Source organism: Gelidimonas denitrificans (assembly GCF_055694065.1).
In genome coordinates this window covers 896,293-912,265 of sequence record NZ_CM146350.1, presented here as the reverse complement: position 1 = coordinate 912,265, position 15,973 = coordinate 896,293, and the positions used below count along the sequence as shown (strand labels likewise).

Below are 15,973 nucleotides of genomic sequence, written 5' to 3'. Positions count from 1 at the left end.
TCAGGCTGCCTTGTTTTGTTGTTGATAGCCCTTGAGCACTTCATCGCGCAAGACCGACCAGATTTGCGCATGCAGTTCGACAAAGCGTGGATGCATGCGAATTTCCGCCACGTCGCGCGGGCGCGGCAGATCGATGATGAATTCACCGATAGGATGGGTGGCCGGGCCGGCCGATAACACGATCACGCGGTCCGACATGGAAATCGCTTCATCCAGATCGTGAGTGATGAACAGCACCGCTTTTTTCTTCGCATTCCACAGTTCCAGCACCTCGTTTTCCATCAATTGGCGGGTCTGGATATCCAGTGCGGAGAACGGTTCATCCATCAGGATGATGTCCGGGTCGAGGATCAGGGTTTGTGCCAGTGCGACGCGCTTGCGCATGCCGCCCGACAACTGATGCGGATAACGGTCGCCAAAACCTTGCAAGCCAACCCGCACCAGCCATTTTTCGCCCAGCGCTTTGGCCGCTTGGTCTTCCATGCCGCGAAACTGCAGTCCGGCAATCACGTTGTCGATTGCACTGCGCCAGGGCATCAGGGCATCGGCCTGAAACATGTAGCCGGCGCGGCGGTTGATGCCGTGCAGCGGTTCGCCGAAAACCTTGACGCTGCCGCTGGAAGGCTCCAGCAAGCCGGCGCCGACATTGAGCAAGGTCGATTTGCCGCAACCGGTCGGGCCGACCACGGACACGAATTCGCCCGGCGCGATATGGAGCTGCGTATCGGCCACTGCGGTATAGCGCTGCGAACGATCCTGTTTCGATATGAAAGTGCAGGAAATATTATCCAGGGAAAGTGCTGGTGTCATGGAGGTTCATTCCGGCAAGCCGGAATCCATTGTCATACGGATTGCGAGGGAGGTTGGCGCTTCCGGCTTGCACCGGAAGCGCCGAAGATCATTTGTATTTGGCGTTAGCCTTCTTTACAAATTCATTGGTGTAGGTCTTGGCAAGATCGATTTTTTTGCCAGCCAGTTCAGGCTGGAAGGCTTGCAAGGTAGCCAGCGCAGTTTTCGGGCCGGCAGCTGGGAAAGTGCCATCCGGCGATAGCGCTTCGCGTACCTTGGTGAAAGCATCGATATACAGCGCACGGTCGCCCAGCAGATAGCTTTCCGGCACCACCTTGATAAGGTCAGACGGTGTGGCCTTTTGCAGCCACTTCAGTGAGCGCACCATCGCATTGGTCAGCGCTTGCGCGGTATGCGGATATTTTTGCAGGAAGGCTTCGGATGTATACAGGGTTGCGGCCGGCATCGGACCGCCGAAAACGGCATTGGTGTCCTTCAGGGTGCGGGTGTCGGCGATTACCCTGACTTCTTTTTTCTGCTCCAGCATCGTGATCACCGGGTCCAGATTGGCCATCGCATCGATCTGGCCGGAACGCATCGCCGACAAGGCGCCAGCCGAGGTGCCGACGCCGATGAAAGACACATCGGATGGCTTCAGGCCGCCTTTTGCCAGCACGAAGTTGGCCATCATGTTGGTCGAGGAACCGGGCGCGGAAATGCCGATTTTCTTGCCCTTCAAATCCGCCACCGATCGGTAATTCGGCATGGTTTTGTTGCTGACCACCATCACGATTTGCGGTGCGCGCCCCTGCAGGACAAATGCGGTGATCGGCTGTCCCTTGGCCTGCATGGTGATGGTGTGTTCATAGGCCCCGGAAACGACATCGGCGCTGCCGCCTACCAGCGCCTGCAGGGCTTTGGAGCCGCCGGCGAAATCGCTGATTTCGACTTGCAAGCCTTCATCCTTGAAGTAACCGAGTTGCTCGGCAACGGTCAGGGGCAGGTAATAAAACAGGTTTTTGCCGCCGACGGCGATTGAAACCTTCGGCTTCTCAATGGTCTGCGCCAATAGTGAACCATTAACAGCGGTGAGCCCGAACAAAAAAAGTCCCAGCGCGCCACCCAATTTCTTGAAATAAACCTTGCTCATAATGCCGTCTCCTGTGTGGCGTGAACGTTTCCTTATGGAAAAATTTCGCTCTAATCATAACCCAGCTTGTATCAATAATTTTGATGCAATGCAGCAGTACAGCAATGAGTACGGCAATGAGTATGGCAATACGGCCGCCATCTCAGCCCGGTGTATTTTCTTGAGCATACCCCAACGCTCAGGTTGCGCGGCGGTCCAGCATGGCGCGGGCGATGGTGCCGGCATCGACGTATTCCAGCTCGCCGCCGACCGGTACGCCGCGCGCCAGACGGCTGACTTTCAGGCCGCGCGCTTTCAGCATTTCGCTGATGTAGTGCGCGGTGGCTTCGCCTTCATTGGTGAAATTGGTAGCCAGCACGACTTCGCCCACATTGCCATCGGTGGCGCGATTGATCAGTTTTTCGAGGTGGATGTCTTTCGGGCCGATGCCGTCCAGCGGCGAAAGCCGCCCCATCAGCACGAAATAACGCCCTTTGAAGGTCAATGTCTGTTCGATCATCAGCTGATCGGCGGGCGTCTCGACCACGCACAACAGCGATTTGTCGCGCTCTTCATCCAGACACATTTCGCACACAGTGTGTTCGGTGAAAGTGTTGCACAGGCTGCAGTGACGGATGTTTTCCACCGCTTGGAACAGCGCCCGGCCCAGCATCGCCGCACCGTCGCGGTCATGCTGCAGCAAGTGATAGGCCATGCGTTGCGCCGATTTCGGCCCGATGCCGGGCAGGCGGCGCAACGCTTCGGTCAGCAGGCTCAGGCTGGAAGGTGTTTTCACCGAGTCCGCGTCCTAAACAGTGACTGCGACAATGACTGCGAAAATAATCGCTGCATCAGAACGGCAATTGGAAGCCGGGAGGCATCTGCATGCCAGAGGTCAGTCCGCTCATTTTTTCTGCGGAAGTGGCTTCGGCCTTGCGCGCCGCATCGTTGAACGCAGCTGCCACCAAGTCTTCCAGCATGTCTTTGTCGTCGCCCAACAGGGATGGATCGATGGTGACGCGTTTGACGTCATTTTTGCAAGTCATCACGACTTTCACCAGGCCTGCGCCGGATTGGCCTTCGACTTCGATCAGGGCCAGTTGGTCCTGGGCTTTTTTCATGTTGTCTTGCATTGCCTGCGCTTGCTTCATCAAGCCTGCCAGTTGGTTCTTCATCATGGTTACTCTCCTTGCGTTTTTAATAAAAGGGGTTTGATCGATCCCGGTACGACGGTGGCGCCGAATTCGCGCATTAAAGTTTGCACGAAAGGATCGTTCTGAATCGTTGCTTCCGCTTCGCGCTGGCGCTGGGCCTGCGCGGCTTTGGCCTGGGCGTTGGCGGTATGGATCACCGCGCCGATTTCAGTTGTGATACGCAGCTGCTGACCGAAATGGACGTTCAATGCAGCGGTAAGTTTATCGACACTGCCGGAAGACAGCAGGGTTGCCATCGGCACCCGCAAATGCAATACAGCGCCGTCGCCCTCGCTTGCCGCCTGGCCCAACTCGCTTTGCAAGGCCAGTTGCTGCACCACACCGCGAATCGGCAAAGCCGCTGCCAACAGCGGCCAGTCACCGTCCCAGCCCAGGGCTGGCAATGGATGAAATTCCAGTATCAGTGCCGGCTCCGGTGCCAAAATCACAGTCGGTGGCGGCTCCTGCGCGGTTACGGCAACGGCTGAAGATACGGGTTGCGCGGACGATTCAGTTTTTTTTTGAGCCGCCGCGTCAGGAGAACCGGATGTGGAAAGTGCAGATGGCGCAACTCGGGACAACGATTCGTCCTCGTCCCACGGTGGCGGCGCACTGATGCTGCTGCTGGTGCTGACGGTCGCGCTTGGCCTGGATCGGTTTGCACCTGACGTGGATTTGCTCCCGGCACGCGCCGCATGCAAGGCGGCCATTGCCGGGCTGATGCCGGTTTTTGCTGGAACCTGTGCTGCAACCTGTGCTACCGCCGGAGCGGGACTGGCGACTGCACTCGCCGCTGCGGCGTTCATGCCTGATGCTGTTCTGGCAGCCGGCTGTCGCACAATCGCTGATACTAGTGCCGCTTGCGCGCCGCCGACGCCGACGCCGACGCCGGGACGAAACGCCAGCATGCGCAGCAGCGTCATGGAAAATCCCGCATATTCATCCGGCGCCAGCCCCAGTTCATTGCGGCCATGTACGGCAATCTGGTAAAAAAGTTGCACTTCTTCGGCATCGAACAAGGCGGCCAGACGCAGCACATCGTCGCGCTCAGGCAAATCATCCGGCAGCGCTTGCGGCACGGTTTGCGCCAGCGCAATACGATGCAGCAAAGTGCCCAAATCCTGCAGCGCGCCGTTATACGACAAGCTGCGCGCCGCCATTTCATCGGCAACCGCCAGCAAACCAGCGCCATCTTCGACCGCCAGCGCATCGAGCAGGCGAATCAGGAACGATTGATCGAGCGCGCCCAGCATGCCCTGCACTGCTTCCAGCGTAATTTTTCCGGCCGCGTAGGCAATCGCCTGATCGGTCAGCGACAGGCCGTCGCGCATCGAGCCTTGCGCGCCTTGCGCCAGCAGACGCAGCGCCGGCAACTCGAATGGAATCTGTTCCTGGCCCAGAATATTTTCCAGATGACTGACAATGTGGCCCGGCGGCATTTGCTTGAGGTTGAATTGCAGGCAGCGCGACAGCACCGTGACCGGGATTTTTTGCGGATCGGTGGTGGCGAGAATGAACTTGACATGCTCGGGCGGCTCTTCCAGCGTCTTCAGCATCGAATTGAAGGCGGTATTGGTGAGCATGTGGACTTCATCGATCATGTAGACCTTGAAGCGCGCGTTGGACGGCGCGTACACCGCCTGCTCCAGCAATTGCGCCATTTCGTCCACGCCGCGGTTGGAGGCGGCATCCATTTCGATGTAATCGATGAAGCGCCCGGCATCGATGGCGGTGCAGGCTTCGCACACGCCGCAGGGCTGGGCGGTGATGTCGCCCTTGCCATCGGCGCCGATGCAATTGAGGGCTTTGGCCAGAATCCGCGACAGCGTGGTCTTGCCCACGCCGCGGGTGCCGGTAAACAGATACGCGTGGTGCAAGCGCTTTTGTTCCAGCGCATGCGTCAATGCGCGCACCACATGCTCTTGCCCGACGAGGGTTTCGAAGTTTTTGGGGCGGTATTTGCGGGCGAGGACTTGATATGACATGGCGTGATTTTACCTTATGGAGCAGCAAACAATTCAAGCGCCGTGGCAAGCCGGGATTTTAGTCGGATGCGCCGCACAGAACGCCGCCGGCAATCGCAGCCGCATTCTCGCGCTTCCCAATAAATAACATACTGCTTTATGTATTTTAAAGTTATGCTGCTTACATTGCGGCAATAACTGTATTTATTTGCATACTCCTGCTATTTCTAAAAATCACCAAGTTTAACCGGCGCGCTTGTAATCATCCGGCATCAGTTCCGGCGCGATTTGCAGCGGGCCGCTGCCGCTGAAACGGTCCAGGAACAGGTAAATCACCGGCGTAATGAAAAGCGTGATCGCCTGCGAAAAGATCAAGCCGCCGACGATTGCCAAGCCCAGCGGCTGGCGCAATTCGGCCCCAGCCCCCAACCCGAGCGCAATCGGCAACGCGCCCATCAGGGCCGCCAGCGTGGTCATCATGATCGGCCGGAAACGCAGCAGGCAGGCGCTGCGGATCGCATCAAACGGCGTCATGCCCTGGTTGCGCTGCGCTGCCAGGGCGAAATCGATCATCATGATGGCGTTCTTCTTGACGATGCCGATCAGCATCAGGATGCCGATGGTGGCGATCAAGGTCAGCTCGAAACCGAACAGACGCAAGGTGAGCAACGCACCAATCGCGGCCGAAGGCAGACCGGCCAGGATCGTCAGCGGATGGATATAACTCTCGTACAGCACGCCGAGCAGGATGTAGATCACGATCACCGCCAGCAGCAACAGTGCGACCTGGCTGCCCTGCGACGACTGGAAAGCGGCAGCATCGCCGGCGTAGGAAGTAATCACGCTGGCCGGCATGCCCAATGCGATTTTGAACTGATCGATTTTTGCGCTGGCGTCACCCAGTGGGCTGTTCGCGGCCAGGTTGAACGAAATGGTGATGGCCTGCAACTGTCCCTGGTGATTCACCGTGACCGGCCCGACCGTGCGGCGCACGCTGGCAATGCTCATCAATGGTACCAGAGTGCCATTTGTGCTGCGCACATGGATTTTATGCAAATCCGTCTCGTCCTGACTGCCGCTATCGGCATCCTGCAGAATCACCTGAAAGCTGTTGCTGCTGGTAAAAATGGTCGAGACCTGGCGTTCCCCATAGGCACTGTAGAGCGCGGTGCGGATATCCTCGACCTGAACCCCGGCCGTATTGGCGCGATCGCGGTCGATATCCAACTGCGCCTGCAAGCCTTTCAACTGGGAGTCGCTGGTGACGTCGCGAAAGATCGGATCGGCCCGCATTTTGGCTTGCAGCCGTTCCGACCAATCGTTGAGTTCATCGGCGCGCACGCTTTGCAGTACATATTGATAGCGACTCTTGCTGGATTTGCCGCCCAGACGCAAATTCTGCACCGGGCTCAAATACACCGACAGGCCGGGGATGCTATTGGCCTTGCTGCGCAGTTGCTCCAGCACCGCATCCATCGACTGGCGTTGCGCCTTTGGTTTGAGACCGATGAACATGTTGCCGCTGTTGCCGCTTCTGGCACGGGCCATGACGCTCTCCACGTTCGGATCGTTCTCGACCAGCGCCGCCACCTTCTGGACCAGCGCCGCCATCGCCGGATAAGAGATATCCTGCGGTCCCTCGATCGAGGCGCTAATCTGGCCGATATCTTCGCTCGGGAAAAAGCCTTTCGGTATCTCGATGAACAACACCGCAGTCAGGGCAAACGTGGACAGCGCCGCCAGCAATACCGTCCTGCTGTGTACCAAACACCAGTCCAGCCCATGCGTATAGCCCCTGACCACCGCCTGGAAGCCTTTTTCGAAGTTGCGACTGAGCCAGCTATCGTTTTCATGCGTCTCGTGGCGCAGGAAACGACTGCACAGCATCGGCACCAGCGACAGCGACACCGCAGCCGACACCAGCACCGCCAGCGACACCACCACCGCAAACTCGTGGAACATCTGGCCGATCACGCCCGGCATGAAGAAAATCGGAATGAATACGGCCACCAGCGAAATCGAAATCGAGATAATTGTAAACACCATCTCGCGCGAGCCTTTCAGAGCGGCCGGCAGCGGCTCCATGCCCTGCTCCACATAACGCACAATGTTTTCCAGCATCACGATCGCATCATCGACCACCAGGCCGACCGCGATGGTGATGCCGAGCAGGGAAATATTGTCCAGGCTGTAACCGAGCCAGTACATCAGGCCGAAACAGCCGATCAGCGAAATCGGCAGCGTCACCACCGGGATCATGGTGGCCGACAAGCGCTTGAGGAACAGGAAAATCACCATCACGACCAGAAAAATGGTCAGCAGCAAGGTAAATTTCACATCGTGAATTGCTTCCCGAACCGAGGTCGCGCGGTCGTTCAATATCCGCACATCAATTGAGGCCGGCATCTGCGTCTGAAATTTCGGCAAAGCCGCCTTTACCGCATCCACCACCGCCACCGTATTCGCATTCGGCTGGCGCAATACCGCCAGCACGATGGCAGGCTGTCCATTCGACCAGCTGCCGTTCTTGGTCGATTCGACGCTGTCAATCACATTCGCGACGTCCTTGAGCCTTACCGTAGCCCCATCCTTGCTACTGATCACCAGGTTGGCGAAGGCATTAGCATCGCGCAATTGTTGATTCGCCTGCAGGGTCAGGCTCTGGCGCGCGCCATCCAGCACGCCAACCGGACTATTCGCATTGGCCGCGCGCAAGGCGCTGGCGAGTTCATCCATCGTCAGGTTGCGCGCCGCCAACTGGTCCGACTTGACCTGCACCCGCACCGCGTAACGCCGCTGGCCAAACACCGACACCTCCGCCACGCCATCGATGATCGACAGCGTAGGAGAAATCAGGTTTTCCGCATAGTCATCCAAATCGGCCAGCGAAATCGACGGCGATGTCAGCGCCAGCAAGAGAATAGGCGAGTCCGCCGGATTGACCTTGCGGTAAGAGGGCAATGAAGTCATTTCATCCGGCAAGCTGCGCTGCGCGCGCAGCAAGGCTGCCTGCACATCCACTGCAGCGGCATCGATGTCCCGGTCGGGCGTAAATTCCAACGTGATCGAGGTGCTGCCCAGGGTGTTGCTGGAACTGATGGTAGCCAGGCCGGCGATGGTGGAAAACTGCTTCTCCAGCGGCGTTGCGACCGACGACGCCATGATCTCGGGGCTGGCCCCCGGCAAAGAGCCGCTGACATTGATGATCGGCGTGTTATAGCTGGGCAAGGCCGCAATCGGCAATTTGTTATAGGCAAACAAGCCGACGACGACCAGGGCCACCGACAGCAAGACCGTCATTACCGGCCTGCGGATACATAATTCCGAAATATTCACGATGGATTTTTCTGTTGTGGCTTGGCATTGTCCGCAGCCGGAAGCGCTGGGATATCGGACTGAACTTCCTTGACAGTGGCGCCGGGACGCAGGTCTTGTGCGCCTTCCAGCACCACGCGCTGACCGGCTTCCAGGCCGGACACAGCAGCCTGCCCATCCTCGATAGTCACAATGCTGACCTTGCGGGGTTTCACGCTATGGTCAGGCTGCACCACATACACAAACTGTTCAGTTGGGCCGGTGATGATTGCCTGCGCCGGCACCACCACTGCCGCCGGCAGAGTGCGCGAAATCAGCCGGACATTCACGAACGAACCCGGCCACAGCCGTTTTTGCGGATTGGCGAACTGCGCCTTCATCCGTATCGTGCCGGTGGCGGCATCCGCAGCATTGTCGACGAAAGACAACTTGCCTTCAATCGTCTGGCCGCCTGGCAGTTGCACCAGCACCGGCGCATCCAGCTTGGGGTAAGTCGCGATGATATTGGCGAGCTCGCGCTCCGGCACAGAAAAGCTGACAGCAATAGGATCGAGTTGCGAGATGGTCAGCATCGGCGCGGCGCTCGGTTGCGCCAGACTACCTGCGTGTACATTGATGGCGCCGATGCGGCCGCTAATGCTGGCGGCAATCTTGTTATAACCGAGTGCAATGCTGCTGGATTCGATGCTGGCCTGATCGGCGCGCATCACGCTGCGCGCGGCGGCAACCCGGCTGCGCGCGGTATCGACCACCGCCTGCGAGACAAATTTTTTGGCTAGCAAGTCCTCGTTGCGCTGGAGCGTGCTTTCGGCATCCACCAGATCGGCGCGGTCTTTGGCCAGTTGCGCCTGCGCCTTGGCAACAATGGAGGCATCGCTGCGCCCATCGAGAGTCAGCAATAACTGACCGGCGCGCACTTCCTGCCCTTCAACAACGTGAATCGCGCGCACCACATTCTGGATTTGCGGGCGCACATCGACTGTATTGATGGCTACGACATTCCCGTTGAGATTGATCGTGATCGGCATCGATTTCTGCTCGGCTACTACAGTCTTCACGCTCTGGGACGAATCCTGCGCTTTGGCCGCGACCGGTTTCCTGTCAGGAACCATCACGTAATAAGCGCCAACAGCACCCGCACCCAGCACCACGACACCGGCAGCAATCAGTAAATACTTGAAAGTCAAACGCATAAGAAATAATCAATCTATAAAGGCAGCTGTCGATAATACTTACCTAAAGCAATGTCGGTCAACCGATGGTATGTATCGCAATGTATTGGCCAGACCCTAGCGAATCCTTGGCAAACCCCGCATGAACGATCTATTCTGGAGTAACCGCTAAACGGAAAAAGGTATGCACCATGCAATGGCAAACCCACGAAATCACCAATCAAGTGCCGCAATTGCAAGACTACAACCTGTTTACGACCGATATTGCGCTGGCTGAAGGCGTACAGCGCGAGCAGGCGGTCTGGCACACCCAGGCACTGACGCAGTTCGGCGCTGAACTGGGTCGCCCAGCGGTATTGGAACTGGGCGAACTGGCCAACCGGCATGCGCCTGAATTGCACACGCATGACCGCAACGGACAGCGCATCGATGTGGTTGAATTTCACCCGAGCTGGCATGCGCTGCTGGCCCTGCTGCGCAAGGAAAACCTGCACGCGCTGCCGTGGATGCGGCCGCAGCCGGGCGCGCAGGCGGCGCGCGCGGCCGGCTACTTCCTGCATGCGCAAGTGGAATCCGGCTCGTTATGCCCGACCACCATGACTTTTGCCGCGATCCCGGTGCTCCGGAACGAAGCCGCACTATTCGCCACGTTGCAAGTCAAGCTGTTTTCCAGTCAGCACGATGCGCGCGATCTGCCGCTGGCGCACAAGCACTCGATTCTGATCGGCATGGGCATGACCGAAAAGCAAGGCGGCTCGGACGTGCGCAGCAACACCACGCTGGCGCGGCCGCTGTCCGGCATTGGGCGCGGGGCCGACTATGCGCTGACCGGCCACAAATGGTTTTTCTCGGCGCCGATGTGCGACGCCCATCTGGTGCTGGCACGCACCGATCCGGGCCTGTCCTGCTTTTTCGTGCCGCGCTGGCGGCCGGACGGCACGAAAAATGCGGTGCTGATCCAGCGCCTGAAAGACAAGCTGGGCAACCGCTCCAACTCCAGCGCCGAAGTCGAGTTCCAGGATGCCTACGGCATCATGATCGGGGAAGAAGGACGCGGCATTCCCACCATCATCGAAATGGCCAACAGCACCCGGCTCGATTGCGTGATCGGCAGCGCCGGGCTGATGCGCCAGGCGTTCGTGCAGGCCGCGCACCACGCCCGCCATCGCAGCGCATTCGGCCGCCCACTGGCAGCACAACCGCTGATGCGCAATGTGCTGGCCGATCTGGCGCTGGAAAGCGAGGCCGCAACCTTGCTGATGCTGCAATTGGCCAGCGCTTGCGAGCAGTTTAAAGATCGGCCTCAAGATCAACCACAGTTGCAACGCGCATGGCAGCGCATCATGACGCCTGCCGCCAAGTTCTGGATTTGCAAGCGCGCACTGGAATTCACCGGCGAATGCATGGAAGTCTGGGGCGGTAACGGCTACGTGGAAAGCGGGCCGATGGCGCGCATGTATCGCGAAGCACCGGTCAATTCGATCTGGGAAGGTTCCGGCAATGTGATGTGCCTGGACGTATTGCGCGCGATCGATCGCGAAGCGGAAGGATTCCATCTGCTGTTGGACAACCTGCAAGAAACCGCTGCGGGCCACCCCGGGCTGCAGCGCATGATGCAAGCGTTGCGCGGCGACTTAATGTTGCCGCCGGAGCAGCGCGAAGCGCAGGCGCGCCGCTTTGCCCAGCGCCTGGTGCTGATCGCGCAAGGCGTATTGATGCTGCGTCATGCGCCAGCGCCGATTGCCGAAGCCTTCCTCGCCAGCAGAATCGATACCGAATCCGGCCGAGTCTATGGCACGCTGGCAACTGTCAGCTCGCAAACAGCAATACTGGAGCGCGCCTGGCCGGTTTAAAAATGACTGGGAAAATACCGAAGATGGGGGAAAATCTGGAGAAAAACAAAGGCGAGCCTGATCTGCGGCACTTGCAGGTAATGGCCGTGGCTGCTTCGTTCCCGACCTGACCAGGTTAGCCATGCCACAATGCGCAGGGGCCCGCCGAGGCGAATTATACTCGACTTATCGGCCCCTACAGCATTGTGTTTTTAGATTCCCAGTTCTTGCCAAATGGTATCAATGCGTGCCTTGACCTCGGGCGTCATCTGGATCGTGGTGCCCCACTCGCGGCTGGTCTCGCCCGGCCATTTATTGGTGGCATCGATCCCCATCTTGGAGCCCAGGCCGCTGACCGGCGAAGCGAAATCCAGATAATCGATCGGCGTGTTATCGACCAGCGTGGTGTCGCGCAACGGATCAACCCGGGTAGTGATGGCCCAGATCACTTCCTTCCAGTCGCGGATATTCACATCCTCATCCACCACCACGATGAACTTGGTATACATGAACTGGCGCAGAAAGCTCCAGACCCCGAACATCACCCGCTTGGCATGGCCGGCATACGACTTCTTCATTTGCACTATCGCCATCCGGTAGCTGCAGCCTTCGGGCGGCAAATAAAAATCGGTGATTTCGCCAAACTGCTTTTGCAACAATGGAATGAATACCTCATTCAACGCCACGCCCAGCACCGCCGGTTCGTCCGGCGGCTTGCCGGTATAAGTCGAGTGGTAAATCGGATCGCGCCGCATCGTGATGCGGTCAATGGTAAACACCGGAAACGAATCCTGTTCGTTGTAATAACCGGTATGGTCGCCAAACGGCCCTTCCAATGCGTGTTCGTAACCGCTTGGATGCGACTCATCCGGATAGATATGCCCTTCCAGCACGATTTCGGCCGAGGCCGGCACCCGCAATTCGCTGCCGATGGCTTTCACCAGTTCGGTGCGGCTGCCGCGCAGCAAGCCGGCAAACTGGTATTCCGACAAACTATCCGGCACCGGCGTGACTGCGCCCAGTATGGTGGCCGGGTCGGCGCCGAGCGCGACTGCAATCGGATACGGCTGGCCCTTGCTGGCAATCGCATGCTCGCGAAAGTCCAGCGCGCCGCCACGATGCGCGAGCCAGCGCATGATCACCTTGTTGCGACCGATCACCTGCTGGCGGTAAATGCCGAGATTCTGGCGCTTCTTGTTTGGCCCCTTGGTGATCACCAGACCCCAGGTTATCAATGGCGCGGCATCGCCCGGCCAGCAGTATTGAATCGGCAACCGGGCCAGATCGACATCATTGCCTTCCCACACGATGTCGTGGCAAGGCGCGCCGCGCAATTCCTTCGGCGCCATATCCCAGACCGCCTTGACCAGCGAACCCAGGCCCAGAATCTCCTTGAAGCCTTTCGGCGGCTCCGGCTCCTTCAAGCTCGCCAATACATGGCCGATCTTGCGCAATTGGCTGACATCGTCGGCTCCCATGCCCAGCGCCACGCGGCGCGGTGTGCCGAACAGATTCCCCAGCACCGGCATGCTATGCCCGACCGGCCGCTCGAACAAAAGCGCCGGTCCGCCGGCGCGCAAAGTACGATCGCACACCTCGGTCATCTCCAAATGCGGCGAAATCGGCGTGGAAATACGCTTTAACTCGTCAATTTGTTGCAATTTAGAAATAAAATCCCGCAAATCTGAATATTTCATTTTTTTACAGTGTTTTCAAAAGTTATCTCATTGTCCGAGAAAGTACTGCCAAGTAGTTGATTTAATGGGTTTATGCTGCATAGCAGCATAAACATAAGACATAAAAGTAATAGAAATTAAATTTTATAGTATTGACTTGATATATTCACGCTTCTACAATGCGCCAACTTGATGAGAAAGCGTTCTTTACTAGCATAAAAAACTTGCGTAAAAAAAACATTTTTCATGTTCACGGGGTTCGGGGCCCCATATGACATTTTAAGGAGTGTTTTCATAAGGCGTCTGCCTTGCCCCCGATAAAAGTTGTTTGCCACACCCTGCCGACACACAGAGCAGCCAGCTGCAGCAAACAACTCCGGCGTTTGTCGTGCGCGCCATGCGACGACAAACGATGTTTCTGAATCACGATATTTGTAACAAGTCTCTCGCGATTGTGCATCTGATGCGCTATTAACGGGATTCTGTGCGTGCCGTGACAGCTCAGGAGGTTCCATGTTTATCCAGATTAACAGGGCAATGTACGGTTATGCCCAAAAAACGGCGGGCCAGTCTGCCTTATGGACAAATTTTGCCCGTGAAGCGGCTAAAAATTATGTCGTTACCGCGCACCGCACAGTATTGATTTTAGGTCTGCTTGCGATCGGCCTGGTCAGCCTGATATTCGTCAAGCCGGAGCTAGCCGACCGACTCAAGGAGTGGTCCCCATTCGCCGAAAAATATGCGGCAAATGACACAAATGCAAACGTCGCTGCGAAAGCGCCGCAAGCGCCGGTTGTGCTAAACACTGCTGCAGCCGCCACTGCTCCGGAAATTCGCGCTACCCAACCGGAAACGACCCGGGCCGAGCGGCCACAGCAAGCTGCTGGCGCCACTTCGACGCAGCAAAAATGGGTTACCTACTGGCTCTCCAAGCGCTACCGGGTTGCCGGGGACGCCATTCACAAGCTGGTATTGACCTCTTATCAGGTAGCGCACGAGCTCAAACTGGACCCGTTGCTGATTCTTTCCGTGATTGCTATTGAATCGCGTTTCAATCCGCTCTCTGAAAGCCCAGTGGGCGCGCAAGGCCTGATGCAGGTGATGTCAAAAATTCATCAGGATAAATTCCAGAAACACGGCGGCGTTGAAGCAGCCTTGAATCCGGTAGCCAACATCAAGGTAGGTTCGCGCATTCTGAAGGAATATGTGGTCCAGGGCGGCTCAGTCGAGGCTGGCCTGAAGAAATATGTCGGCGCGGCCGCATTCGCCACTGATTCCGGTTATGGCAGCAAAGTTCTATCCGAATACAGTTACCTGCAGGAAGTTGCGACGGGCAAGAAAGTGTCATCACACATAACGGCTAGAGCAAGACCGCACGCGCGGCCAATAATGGCTAAAAAGGCCGAGCCTGCCGAACTGCCACCGACCGCAAGAGATGACTTGCCAAAGCACAATCAGAAAAACTCATCCGATCAGGTTGCCGCCTTATAGAGCGTGACCAACTAGAGTGCGACCAACGCAATAAAAAAGAGCCCTGTAACGAGAGGCTCTTTTTTATTGCTGCCAAGGTTTTTATGGCGCGCACATATCGAAGAAAAAAAAGGAGTATAGCTAAAAAACATCGATTTACCGCAATACATATATGCGTATATTAAAAATACGATGTCTAGTATATTACTTCCTGCCAGCCAGAAATACAGACAAACGGCGCACTGCTTCCTGCAAATTCTCCATCGATGTGGCGTATGAAAGACGGATATAGTTGCGCGCCGTATGCGCGCCAAAATCCAGTCCGGGCACCAGCACCACGCCGGCCTGGTTCAACATATCTATCGTCAACTGATCGGCATCATCAGTGAATGCCGAACAATTTGCATACACATAAAACGCCCCATCCGGCATCACCGGCACCACAAAACCCAGCGCGCGCAAGGCAGGCACGATATAGTCGCGGCGGCGTTTGAACTCGGCTTTGCGCTGCTCGTAAATCGCAATCGATTCCGGCGTAAAGCATGCCAGCGCCGCATGCTGCGCAATGGTGGATGGGCAAATGAACAGGTTTTGCGCCAGCTTTTCGAGCGGCGACACCAGCGCCTCAGGCACCACCAGCCAACCCAGACGCCAGCCGGTCATGTTGAAATACTTGGAAAAACTGTTGATCACGATTACATCGTCGCCCAGCGACAATGCGGAAAACGGCGCGGCATCGTAACTCAAGCCCTGATAAATCTCGTCCACGATGGTGAAGCCGCCCTTGCTGCGCACGGTTGCGACAATTTTCTGCAATTCCTCCGGCGCAATCGAAGTACCGGTCGGGTTCGATGGCGAAGCCAGCAGCACGCCGCGGGTCGCGTCGTTCCAATGCCCCTGCACCATGGCGTCGGACAGCTGGAAACGCTCGGCCGGGCCGCTCGGGATCATCACCGGACAACCGTCGAAGGCGGCGACAAAATGGCGGTTGCATGGGTAAGATGGGTCCGGCATCAGGATTTCCGCGCCCTTGTCGACCAGCGCGGCGCAAGCCAGCAGCAACGCCGCCGATGCGCCGGCGGTGACGATGATGCGTGTCGGTGCCACTTCCAGCCCATATACCTGGCGATAATGGTCCGAGATCGCCACCCGCAGTTCTGGCAGGCCGGTAGCTGCGGTGTATTGCATCCGGCCGTCCTGCATGGCCCGGGCAGCAGCTTCGATCACTGCCGGCGGCGCGGTAAAATCCGGCTCGCCAATGCCCATATGGATGATGTGACGCCCTTCCCGCTCCAGTGCGGCGGCCATTTTGGCGATTTCCATCACATGAAATGGTGCAATGTTTTGCAAGCGCGCAGCGATGCTAATCGATGACATGGGTATTCTTTCCAAAAGAAAAACCGCCATGGCGATCGGTCATCGGCACTTTGGCA

Annotated in this window: 11 protein-coding genes and 1 other RNA gene; 2 read left to right on the top strand and 10 right to left on the bottom strand. The window is 57.5% G+C overall.

The window, feature by feature from the left end; translation table 11 throughout:
* The 7 genes from FKCLFG_RS04250 to FKCLFG_RS04220 all read right to left on the bottom strand — a co-directional run bounded on the left by FKCLFG_RS04250 (position 1) and on the right by FKCLFG_RS04220 (position 9,583).
* On the bottom strand, positions 1-810 hold the full coding sequence (locus FKCLFG_RS04250) for an ABC transporter ATP-binding protein (RefSeq protein ID WP_472614985.1): 810 nt from the start codon (positions 808-810) through the stop codon (positions 1-3).
* A gap of 88 nt (positions 811-898) precedes the next feature.
* Positions 899-1,939, bottom strand: coding sequence for an ABC transporter substrate-binding protein (locus FKCLFG_RS04245; protein WP_472614984.1), 1,041 nt, complete (start codon positions 1,937-1,939; stop codon positions 899-901).
* A gap of 178 nt (positions 1,940-2,117) precedes the next feature.
* Entirely contained in the window at positions 2,118-2,714 is a 597-nt protein-coding gene (gene recR, locus FKCLFG_RS04240; protein WP_472614983.1) for a recombination mediator RecR, read from the bottom strand.
* Between the two features lie 55 nt (positions 2,715-2,769).
* A complete protein-coding gene (locus tag FKCLFG_RS04235) occupies positions 2,770-3,096 on the bottom strand; it encodes a YbaB/EbfC family nucleoid-associated protein (protein ID WP_472614982.1) in 327 nt (108 codons plus the stop codon).
* 2 nt (positions 3,097-3,098) lie between these two features.
* Positions 3,099-5,096 carry a DNA polymerase III subunit gamma/tau gene (dnaX, locus tag FKCLFG_RS04230; protein ID WP_472614981.1) on the bottom strand — a complete coding sequence of 666 codons (1,998 nt, stop codon included), beginning with the start codon at positions 5,094-5,096 and terminating at the stop codon, positions 3,099-3,101.
* Positions 5,097-5,318: 222 nt separating this feature from the next.
* Positions 5,319-8,411 (bottom strand): efflux RND transporter permease subunit, encoded by a 3,093-nt coding sequence (locus tag FKCLFG_RS04225; RefSeq protein ID WP_472614980.1) that lies wholly within the window; start codon positions 8,409-8,411, stop codon positions 5,319-5,321.
* A complete protein-coding gene (locus tag FKCLFG_RS04220) occupies positions 8,408-9,583 on the bottom strand; it encodes an efflux RND transporter periplasmic adaptor subunit (RefSeq protein ID WP_472614979.1) in 1,176 nt (391 codons plus the stop codon). The genes FKCLFG_RS04225 and FKCLFG_RS04220 overlap by 4 nt, the downstream gene beginning before the upstream one ends.
* 170 nt (positions 9,584-9,753) lie before the next feature.
* On the opposite strand from FKCLFG_RS04220, the gene FKCLFG_RS04215 reads away from it, so the two are divergent.
* On the top strand, positions 9,754-11,415 hold the full coding sequence (locus FKCLFG_RS04215; RefSeq protein WP_472614978.1) for an isovaleryl-CoA dehydrogenase: 1,662 nt from the start codon (positions 9,754-9,756) through the stop codon (positions 11,413-11,415).
* 47 nt (positions 11,416-11,462) lie between these two features.
* On the opposite strand, the gene ffs is transcribed toward FKCLFG_RS04215, so the two are convergent.
* Both ffs and ubiD read right to left on the bottom strand, forming a co-directional pair.
* An RNA gene (gene ffs / locus FKCLFG_RS04210) (signal recognition particle sRNA small type) lies at positions 11,463-11,561 on the bottom strand.
* A 45-nt stretch (positions 11,562-11,606) separates the two neighbouring features.
* Positions 11,607-13,091, bottom strand: a complete 1,485-nt coding sequence (gene ubiD, locus FKCLFG_RS04205) for a 4-hydroxy-3-polyprenylbenzoate decarboxylase (protein WP_472614977.1) — start codon at positions 13,089-13,091, stop codon at positions 11,607-11,609.
* Positions 13,092-13,583: 492 nt separating this feature from the next.
* Between ubiD and FKCLFG_RS04200 the strand changes: the two genes are divergently transcribed.
* Complete coding sequence (locus FKCLFG_RS04200; protein WP_472614976.1) at positions 13,584-14,561, top strand: transglycosylase SLT domain-containing protein; 978 nt, start codon at positions 13,584-13,586, stop codon at positions 14,559-14,561.
* A 183-nt stretch (positions 14,562-14,744) separates the two neighbouring features.
* Here FKCLFG_RS04200 and FKCLFG_RS04195 read toward each other — a convergent pair whose 3' ends face one another.
* Positions 14,745-15,917, bottom strand: coding sequence for a pyridoxal phosphate-dependent aminotransferase (locus tag FKCLFG_RS04195; RefSeq protein ID WP_472614975.1), 1,173 nt, complete (start codon positions 15,915-15,917; stop codon positions 14,745-14,747).
* Positions 15,918-15,973 lie beyond the last annotated feature (56 nt).

Excerpts from the sequence above, each read along its gene's own strand:
- FKCLFG_RS04250 (WP_472614985.1), bottom strand. The coding sequence starts at position 810 with ATGACACCAGCACTTTCCCTGGATAATATTTCCTGCACTTTCATATCG.
- FKCLFG_RS04245 (WP_472614984.1), bottom strand. The coding sequence starts at position 1,939 with ATGAGCAAGGTTTATTTCAAGAAATTGGGTGGCGCGCTGGGACTTTTT.
- FKCLFG_RS04235 (WP_472614982.1), bottom strand. The coding sequence starts at position 3,096 with ATGATGAAGAACCAACTGGCAGGCTTGATGAAGCAAGCGCAGGCAATG.
- dnaX (WP_472614981.1), bottom strand. The coding sequence starts at position 5,096 with ATGTCATATCAAGTCCTCGCCCGCAAATACCGCCCCAAAAACTTCGAA.
- FKCLFG_RS04220 (WP_472614979.1), bottom strand. The coding sequence starts at position 9,583 with ATGCGTTTGACTTTCAAGTATTTACTGATTGCTGCCGGTGTCGTGGTG.
- FKCLFG_RS04215 (WP_472614978.1), top strand. The coding sequence starts at position 9,754 with ATGCAATGGCAAACCCACGAAATCACCAATCAAGTGCCGCAATTGCAA.
- ubiD (WP_472614977.1), bottom strand. The coding sequence starts at position 13,091 with ATGAAATATTCAGATTTGCGGGATTTTATTTCTAAATTGCAACAAATT.
- FKCLFG_RS04200 (WP_472614976.1), top strand. The coding sequence starts at position 13,584 with ATGTTTATCCAGATTAACAGGGCAATGTACGGTTATGCCCAAAAAACG.
- FKCLFG_RS04195 (WP_472614975.1), bottom strand. The coding sequence starts at position 15,917 with ATGTCATCGATTAGCATCGCTGCGCGCTTGCAAAACATTGCACCATTT.